Annotated in this window: 6 protein-coding genes and 2 tRNA genes; 1 reads left to right on the top strand and 7 read right to left on the bottom strand. The window is 58.5% G+C overall.

The window, feature by feature from the left end:
* Together Q1B40_RS23075 and Q1B40_RS23070 are read right to left on the bottom strand one after the other, a co-directional pair.
* Nucleotides 1-77: transfer RNA gene (locus Q1B40_RS23075), tRNA-Asp, on the bottom strand.
* A gap of 380 nt (nucleotides 78-457) precedes the next feature.
* Nucleotides 458-533: transfer RNA gene (locus Q1B40_RS23070), tRNA-Val, on the bottom strand.
* Nucleotides 534-677: 144 nt separating this feature from the next.
* On the opposite strand from Q1B40_RS23070, the gene Q1B40_RS23065 reads away from it, so the two are divergent.
* Nucleotides 678-2,042 carry an FAD-dependent oxidoreductase gene (locus tag Q1B40_RS23065; protein ID WP_299820268.1) on the top strand — a complete coding sequence of 455 codons (1,365 nt, stop codon included), beginning with the start codon at nucleotides 678-680 and terminating at the stop codon, nucleotides 2,040-2,042.
* 4 nt (nucleotides 2,043-2,046) lie between these two features.
* Here Q1B40_RS23065 and Q1B40_RS23060 read toward each other — a convergent pair whose 3' ends face one another.
* The 5 genes from Q1B40_RS23060 to Q1B40_RS23040 all read right to left on the bottom strand — a co-directional run bounded on the left by Q1B40_RS23060 (nucleotide 2,047) and on the right by Q1B40_RS23040 (nucleotide 8,224).
* Nucleotides 2,047-2,703, bottom strand: a complete 657-nt coding sequence (locus tag Q1B40_RS23060) for a hypothetical protein (RefSeq protein WP_299820265.1) — start codon at nucleotides 2,701-2,703, stop codon at nucleotides 2,047-2,049.
* 160 nt (nucleotides 2,704-2,863) lie between these two features.
* The gene (locus Q1B40_RS23055) at nucleotides 2,864-3,139 is read right to left on the bottom strand and encodes an HU family DNA-binding protein (protein ID WP_068418563.1); all 276 of its coding nucleotides are present in this window, start codon (nucleotides 3,137-3,139) and stop codon (nucleotides 2,864-2,866) included.
* A 187-nt stretch (nucleotides 3,140-3,326) separates the two neighbouring features.
* Nucleotides 3,327-5,756: an endopeptidase La gene (lon, locus tag Q1B40_RS23050; RefSeq protein WP_299820262.1), complete on the bottom strand. Its 2,430-nt coding sequence runs from the start codon at nucleotides 5,754-5,756 to the stop codon at nucleotides 3,327-3,329.
* Between the two features lie 328 nt (nucleotides 5,757-6,084).
* Nucleotides 6,085-7,350 (bottom strand): ATP-dependent Clp protease ATP-binding subunit ClpX, encoded by a 1,266-nt coding sequence (gene clpX / locus Q1B40_RS23045; RefSeq protein ID WP_299820259.1) that lies wholly within the window; start codon nucleotides 7,348-7,350, stop codon nucleotides 6,085-6,087.
* A 238-nt stretch (nucleotides 7,351-7,588) separates the two neighbouring features.
* On the bottom strand, nucleotides 7,589-8,224 hold the full coding sequence (locus Q1B40_RS23040) for an ATP-dependent Clp protease proteolytic subunit (RefSeq protein WP_299820256.1): 636 nt from the start codon (nucleotides 8,222-8,224) through the stop codon (nucleotides 7,589-7,591).
* Between the last annotated feature and the right edge of the window lie 166 nt (nucleotides 8,225-8,390).

Raw genomic sequence — 8,390 nt, 5'->3', positions numbered from 1 at the left:
TGGCGCGAGTGACGGGACTCGAACCCGCGACCTCCGGCGTGACAGGCCGGCACTCTAACCAACTGAGCTACACCCGCTTGCGGAATGAACAAGTGTCCTTCCGAAGTGGCGCTGATGTACGGCGGCTGGATTGCGAAGTCAAGCACCGAGCTCATTCTTATGTGTCGTTTTTTTAAAACCCCGCCGGTTACGACACTTCGCAGGAATGAATCCTCTTCAGTCCTTGTGGATAATGTTTTCCGAAAGCAGAAGAAGGAGGGAATTGCCGGGACCGGCTGATCCGCGCTTTGTCATTTTCCTCAATGCCTTGTACAGAACGAAGCGCCAAGGGACCGGTCTGACAGCCTCTCTTCGGGACATGGTTGGCCCGGGATCACGATCAGGCTACGCCATTGCACATGAAGACCCTGACGCTGATCGCGCCATGCCAGGACAAATCAAAAAAAGACGGGGGGAATGGTGGGCGATGAGAGACTCGAACTCCCGACATCTTCGGTGTAAACGAAGCGCTCTACCAACTGAGCTAATCGCCCTCTATGAGGTGAGACGCCTTTTAGGTTGTCCCCCGGCACTTGGCAAGAATAAAATAGAACAGATTTCGCAGATCCCCACATGCTGTGGATGAGTGCGCACCGGCTCCCGGAACGGTCTTTCCCAAGTAAAGGATACCCGGACGAATGACGCCTTCCCGCCGGTCCGTGCTGACGCGCCTTTTTCTCGGCCTCGCCAGCTTGCCGCTTGCCTCCATGACGCGTCCGGCCAGATCGGCGGACGGTGCCAGGGTTGTCGTCATCGGCGCCGGCATCTCCGGTCTTGCCGCAGCAAGACAACTGGCGGATCGTGGTTTCAAGGTCACGGTTCTGGAAGCCCGTAACCGCATCGGCGGCCGGCTGTGGAGCGACCGATCGCTTGGCATTCCACTGGATCTGGGCGCGAGCTGGATCCACGGCACGCGCGGCAACCCGGTCGCGCAACTGTCCGAAAGTCTCGGCCAACCTCTCCAGGACTGGAACTATGAGGACAGGGCCGTTATCGACCTGACGGGCCACCGGGGGAGATTGCAGGAAAGAGCCGACGAATTCCTGACCGGATTGGAAGATTTCGCAAGTCAAGCCGGATCGCACGCCGCCACGCTTACGATTCGCGATGCCGTGAGCCACATCCGGCGAAATCGCCGGATCGCCCATCTGTCCGACGCGGAAATCGGCGCCTTGATCGCCAATCACGTAGAACTGGACTATGCCGCCGACAGCGGAGAACTCGCCCTCGCAGCTCTCGAGGAAGGCCGTGTCCTTGGCGGTCCGGATGCGATCCTGCCCCGCGGCTACGACCGTCTGGCCCATGGCCTGGCAAACGATCTGGAGGTCCGGCTCTCTTCATCCGTCGACGGCATCTATCACTCTTCCAACGGTGTGTCGGTCCTGGTGAACGGGCAGACCTTCAGCGCGGATTACGCCATCGTCACGGTACCTCTCGGCGTGCTGAAATCCGGACGGATCGACTTCGGTCCCCCACTGCCCGACGCAAAGCGCAAAGCGATCGGCAACCTGGGCATGGGCGTGCTCAACAAAGTCTATCTGACCTTCGCCGAACCATTCTGGGAACCTGATGCGCTGAACTTCATCAGGGTATCGGACAAGCCTCGCCAGTTCGCCTACTGGATCAATCTCAGCCGGACGACCGGCGTTCCGGTGCTCGGCGCGCTCAATGCGGGCTCCTTTGCCCGCGACCTGGAGGCCATGGACAACGCCGGGCGCATGGCCACGGCCCATGAAGCGCTCCGCACCATGTTCGGTGCCGACCTGCCTGCCCCGAAGGCCGGCATTTCCTCCGCCTGGGCAAGTGATGCACAGGCGCTGGGATCCTATTCGTTTCTTGCACCAGGCAGTACCGCCGCCGACCGGTTGGCCCTTGCAGCGAGCGTGAATGACAGGGTGTTTTTCGCGGGCGAAGCCACAAGTTCAGACTTCCCCGCGACCGTTCACGGCGCGCTGCTGTCCGGACGGAAAGCTGCGGACGAGGTGCAGGCGCTCGCCTCCTGACCGGTTATCGGAACCGGTAGGCGAACTGCAGCATGTCCGTCAGGCCGCGCTGCGGATCGTCCGCTGCCAGACCGTTCTGGTTGAAGAACTGGACCAGCCGGGCGATTCCCTGATGGTCGTCCGGACCCCTGGGAGGTGGCTGATCCATGAGCTTGGCGGCAATGATCCACGACATTGTCCGTCGGAATCTCTTCTGGTTGGCGCTGAACTCGGGATTGCTCGCCGCCCGCTCGAACAAGCCGCCCCAGGCCTGGTTGACGGCATCGTTGATGGCCTCGACCCGGATGAACCCGGCCTTGTTCGGACTGCGCGCCTTGTTGAGAAGGTGGTCGATATTGTAGCCGGCAAGATCGCTGGACGTTGCCTTGAGGCCATAGACCTGGTGGACAAATCCGAGCCAGGCCTTCTGGTAGGAGGAATAGCCCGCCCGCACCCAGACGCTGGCATTGTGGTCCGGGTCGCCCGGTTTCCGGACGATGGCGACATTCTTCAGGCTGCGGCGCCCTGCCCGTTCCGTTTCAATCGTGTCATCGAAACCGTCGAGAAAGACCAGACGACCGAGTCGTTCGGGATGCTCGACCTGAACCTGGACAAGCGGATCCTGCACCCAAGCATTGAAGAGCGCCCGCTGTCGGCGGCTTATGATGGCTTGCAGCGACATGTCCGGCTCCCGTTCCGTCGGCTGGATCCCACGCAACGCTCACTATAGCGGCGAATACGCAAACGCGGCAGCCCACAATCGGGAATTGAATGCTGAAAATGAGAAACCCCGCATCCGGCATCGGATACGGGGTTTCTCGAAGAACTCGAGTGTGAGCGCCTTAGGCGTTCACAGCGTCCTTCAGGCCTTTGCCGGCCTTGAACTTCGGCGTCTTAGAAGCCGGGATCTGGATCGTTTCGCCAGTCCGCGGGTTACGGCCTTCGGTTGCAGCACGTGCGGAAACCGTGAAGTTGCCGAAGCCGATGATGCGGACTTCGTCTCCGCCTTTCAGCGTCTGAGTGACCACGTCGAAAGTTGCGTCAACTGCTTCGCCTGCCTGCGCCTTGGTGAGGCCGGTCTTTTCTGCAACAGCTGCGATCAGATCGTTCTTATTCATAGCAGATACCTTTCTAAGAAACGGCAGATTGCCGACGATTCCTGTCAGCGCCGTTGCGCGAAATTCGGGCGAAACGACTCGAAACGCAAGTGGTTTTTTCGCAGAAAACCGCCATTTTGACCAATTATTCAAAAGAAAAGCCCCGGATTTACCGGGGCTTGACTTTTTTTGCGCTGTCGAGACGCTTTTAGTGAGCGAAAAGACCCGCTTTTTCCTCTTCCGACTCACCCGCCTTTGTGGCGGCTTCCGCGGCGGTTTCATCCCACTCGATCGGTTCGGGAACCCGGACGAGAGCGTTTTTCAGCACCTCTTCCATGCTGGATACCGGAATGATCTCCAGCGAGTTCTTTACCGAGTCGGGGATATCGGCCAGATCCTTGGCGTTGTCTTCCGGGATCATCACCAGCTTGATTCCACCCCGCAATGCGGCCAGCAGTTTCTCCTTCAGACCACCGATCGGAAGGATCCTGCCGCGAAGCGTGATTTCACCGGTCATGGCCACATCCCGGCGAACCGGAATACCGGTCATCGTGGAGATGACCGCGGTTGCCATGGCGATACCTGCGGACGGACCGTCCTTCGGCGTCGCGCCTTCCGGCACGTGCACGTGGATGTCCTTCTTGTCGAAGGTCGGCGGTTCGATGCCATAGGCGATCGCGCGCGAACGGACATATGAGGCCGCTGCCGAAATCGACTCTTTCATCACGTCCTTCAGATTGCCGGTTACGGTCATCTTGCCCTTGCCCGGCATCATCACGCCTTCGATGGTCAGCAACTCGCCGCCCACTTCCGTCCAGGCAAGACCGGTAACGACACCGACCTGGTCTTCCAGCTCGACTTCACCATACCGGTAGCGCGGCACACCGAGATATTTCTCGACCACTTCTTCCGTAACCGTGATGCTTTCCTTGTCGCTCATCAGGATGTCCTTGACCGACTTACGGGCAAGGGTCGCCATTTCGCGCTCAAGATTACGCACGCCGGCTTCACGGGTGTAGCGCCGAACGATCAGATGCAGGGCATCGTCCTCGATGGAGAACTCGCCTTCGCGCAGGCCGTGATCCTTCTCCGCCTTCGGGATGAGGTGACGGCGGCAGATTTCCACCTTTTCCTCTTCCGTGTAACCGGCAATCCGGATCACTTCCATACGGTCCATCAACGGACCGGGGATGTTCAGCGTATTCGCCGTCGTCACGAACATCACGTCGGAAAGATCGTATTCGACTTCCAGATAGTGATCCATGAAGGACGAGTTCTGTTCCGGATCCAGCACTTCGAGAAGCGCCGAAGACGGATCGCCGCGGAAATCCATGCCCATCTTGTCGATCTCGTCGAGCAGGAAGAGCGGGTTGGATTTCTTCGCCTTCTTCATCGACTGGACGACCTTGCCGGGCATCGAGCCGATATAGGTCCGGCGGTGGCCGCGGATCTCCGCTTCATCGCGCACGCCGCCAAGCGACATGCGAACGAATTCACGGCCGGTCGCCTTGGCGATCGACTTGCCGAGCGAGGTCTTGCCGACACCGGGAGGACCAACCAGGCAGAGGATCGGACCGCGCAGCTTGTTAGCCCGGCTTTGCACCGCAAGATACTCGATGATCCGTTCCTTGACCTTCTCGAGGCCGTAATGGTCCGTGTCGAGAACCTTTTCGGAAAACGCCAGATCATGCTTGATCTTGGATTTCTTGTTCCACGGAATGCCGATCAGCCAATCGAGATAGTTGCGCACGACGGTCGCCTCGGCGGACATCGGGCTCATCTGCTTCAGCTTCTTCATTTCAGCTGCAGCCCGCTCGCGCGCTTCCTTGGTCAGCTTGGTTTTCTTGATCTTTTCCTCAAGTTCCGCAATTTCGTCGCGGCCGTCCTCGCTGTCGCCAAGTTCCTTCTGAATGGCCTTCATCTGCTCATTCAAATAGTATTCGCGCTGGGTCTTCTCCATCTGCCGCTTGACGCGGGAGCGGATGCGTTTTTCCACCTGCAGAACGGAGATTTCGCTCTCCATCATGCCCAGGACACGCTCAAGCCGCTCGGCGACGGATACGACGCCAAGGATTTCCTGCTTTTCCGGGATCTTGATCGCCAGATGCGAAGCGATTGTATCCGCCAGCTTGGAGTAGTCGTCGATCTGGTTGACCGCGCCGAGGACCTCCGGGGAAACCTTCTTGTTCAGTTTCACATAGTTTTCGAACTCGGAAATCACGGAGCGGGCAAGCGCTTCCACTTCGATTTCCTCGCCATCGCGCTCCGGCAGAACCGTGGCGGTGGCTTCGAAATAATCCGTACGCTCGCTGTAGTCTCCGATCTGGGCGCGTGCGCCGCCTTCGACCAGGACCTTGACAGTGTTGTCCGGGAGCTTGAGCAGCTGCAGCACGGTCGCAAGTGTGCCGACGTTGTAGATCTGGTCCGGATTGGGATCGTCGTCGGCCGCATTCATCTGGGTTGCCAGAAGAATGTGCTTGTCCGTGGTCATCACCTCTTCCAGGGCCTTGATCGATTTCTCGCGGCCGACAAAAAGAGGCACGATCATGTGCGGAAAGACGACGATGTCGCGCAGGGGCAGAACGGGATAGACGGCGGTGCCGTCCGGATCGATGGCGCGGGTTTCTGCGTCGCTCATTTTTTTTCCTTTCTCGGCGTGTTCCGGCCCCACTCGGTAAAAGGCAGCCTGAACACTGGAATACGGCTTTCGGCTATTGCTTCCGATTGGCCGGACCGCGGCACCCCGACTGGGCATACCGGCGATCCGCACGAGCCGTCCTTTAGGGCTATTAGGTGGACACCTGACCTGCCGGTGTCAAGGTCGCTCCGACCGATGGTGAAGTCTTGTCTGTTGACGACTCGCTGCCCCGGTGGATAAGCGGCCGACACGGCACAATCGGGCGAAAAAGCAAAATGCCGCCCTTGTCGAGCGGCATTTATTCACGTTTTTCCTGTGTCGGAACCCATCAGGCGCTTGTCGCGGAGGTTTCCTCGCGATCCTCGTAGATATACAGGGGACGCGCTTCGCCCTTGACCACTTCCGGCGAGATCACGACTTCCTTGACACCCTTGAGGCCCGGCAACTCGTACATGGTGTCGAGCAGGATGGACTCAAGGATGGACCGAAGGCCGCGGGCGCCCGTCTTGCGGTGGATCGCCTTGCGGGCGATCGCCTTGAGCGCTTCGTCGTGGAACGACAATTCGACCTGTTCCATTTCAAAGAGCCGCTGATACTGCTTGACCAGAGCGTTTTTCGGCTCCGTCAGGATGGTAACCAGGGCTTCCTCGTCGAGGTCTTCCAGCGTCGCAATCACCGGCAGACGACCGACGAATTCCGGAATGAGACCGAATTTCAGCAGATCTTCCGGTTCCAGCTCGGAGAACAGCTCGCCGATCCGGCGGTCTTCCGGGGCATGGACCTTGGCCTGGAAGCCGATGGAGGTCTGGGTGCCACGGTCGGAAATGATCTTGTCGAGACCTGCAAAGGCACCGCCGCAGATGAACAGGATGTTGGTCGTGTCCACCTGCAGGAATTCCTGCTGCGGATGCTTGCGGCCGCCCTGGGGCGGGACGGAAGCGACCGTACCTTCCATGATCTTCAACAGCGCCTGCTGCACGCCTTCGCCGGAAACGTCCCGGGTGATCGACGGATTGTCCGCCTTGCGGCTGATCTTGTCGACTTCATCGATATAGACGATGCCGCGCTGAGCCCGCTCGACGTTGTAGTCGGCAGACTGCAGAAGCTTCAGGATGATGTTTTCAACGTCCTCGCCCACATAACCGGCTTCGGTCAACGTGGTGGCATCGGCCATCGTGAACGGCACATCCAGGATCCTGGCAAGGGTCTGCGCCAGAAGCGTCTTCCCGCAGCCGGTCGGACCGACAAGCAGGATATTGGACTTGGCCAGTTCCACATCATTGTTCTTGGAGGCGTGGTTCAGGCGCTTGTAGTGGTTGTGGACGGCAACCGAGAGAACCTTCTTCGCACTGCCCTGCCCGATGACATAGTCATCCAGGACGTCGCGAATTTCCTGAGGGGTCGGGATCCCGTCCCGAGACTTCACCAGCGAGGATTTGTTTTCCTCGCGAATGATATCCATGCACAGCTCGACACATTCATCGCAAATGAAAACAGTCGGGCCGGCGATCAGCTTACGCACCTCATGCTGGCTCTTGCCGCAGAAGGAGCAGTAGAGCGTATTCTTTGAATCGCTGCCGCTGGCCTTGGTCATACAATTAACCTCGCGTTTTCGGGGAGTGTCTCCCCTTATCTTTCCGGATGCGGCCGAATTATGACTGAACCGGTTTTGAAGAGATGCATTAGCACCCCTTCACAATCTGATGTCACCATGCTTCACCATTAAAAATCAATATAGGTTTAAGGCGAAGATGAAAACCCGGCATCAATCGGGCATTTTCCGGTCTTAAACCATGGAAATTGTGACCATGCTTAAGACCGGGTAAGCCTGATCACTTTTCAGGCTCTTCACCGAGCGTCGTGCGATCGGTTATCACCTTGTCCACGATCCCGAATTCCTTGGCCCTTTCGGCGGTCATGAAGTTGTCGCGCTCCAGCGCTTCTTCGACCTGATCGAGGGTCTGTCCGGTGTGTTTCACGTAGATGTCATTCAACCGGCGCTTCATCGCAAGAATTTCCTGTGCATGAAGCATGATATCGGCGGCCTGACCGCGGAAACCGCCGGAAGGCTGGTGAACCATCACCCGCGCATTCGGCAGAATGAATCGCATGTCCTTGTGGCCGGCGGCCAGCAGAAGCGACCCCATGGAGGCAGCCTGACCGATACACAGCGTCGAAACCGCAGGGCGGATGAACTGCATCGTGTCGTAGATCGCCAGTCCGGAGGTAACGAGACCACCGGGGGAGTTGATATAGATCGCGATTTCCTTGCTCGGGTTTTCCGCTTCCAGATAAAGAAGCTGGGCACAGATCAGGGTAGCCACGTGATCTTCGACCGGGCCGGTCAGGAAGATGATGCGCTCCTTGAGCAATCGCGAATAGATATCGAAGGCCCGCTCTCCACGGTTTGTCTGTTCGACAACCATCGGCACGAGCGTGTTCATGTAGATATCGGCAGGATCCTTCATACCTCATCCATAAGCTTGAGATGGGACCCGGCAGTCAGCCGGGCCTGATTCAGCCCCCCGAGCGCATCGATCAGGGGCCTGAGTCGAAAAAAGCGACACCCCGTATATATGGGATGTCGCCCTCAACGCAAAGTCATGACAGATACGGCGTGAAAGCAAAGTTAAG

Origin of the sequence: uncultured Roseibium sp. (genome assembly GCF_947496995.1) — a bacterium.
In the GTDB taxonomy this organism is placed as follows: Bacteria; Pseudomonadota; Alphaproteobacteria; order Rhizobiales; family Stappiaceae; genus Roseibium.
This window is presented reverse-complemented; position numbering and strand designations above follow the sequence as displayed.

Excerpts from the sequence above, each read along its gene's own strand:
- Q1B40_RS23060 (WP_299820265.1), bottom strand. The coding sequence starts at position 2,703 with ATGTCGCTGCAAGCCATCATAAGCCGCCGACAGCGGGCGCTCTTCAAT.
- Q1B40_RS23065 (WP_299820268.1), top strand. The coding sequence starts at position 678 with ATGACGCCTTCCCGCCGGTCCGTGCTGACGCGCCTTTTTCTCGGCCTC.
- lon (WP_299820262.1), bottom strand. The coding sequence starts at position 5,756 with ATGAGCGACGCAGAAACCCGCGCCATCGATCCGGACGGCACCGCCGTC.
- Q1B40_RS23055 (WP_068418563.1), bottom strand. The coding sequence starts at position 3,139 with ATGAATAAGAACGATCTGATCGCAGCTGTTGCAGAAAAGACCGGCCTC.
- clpX (WP_299820259.1), bottom strand. The coding sequence starts at position 7,350 with ATGACCAAGGCCAGCGGCAGCGATTCAAAGAATACGCTCTACTGCTCC.
- Q1B40_RS23040 (WP_299820256.1), bottom strand. The coding sequence starts at position 8,224 with ATGAAGGATCCTGCCGATATCTACATGAACACGCTCGTGCCGATGGTT.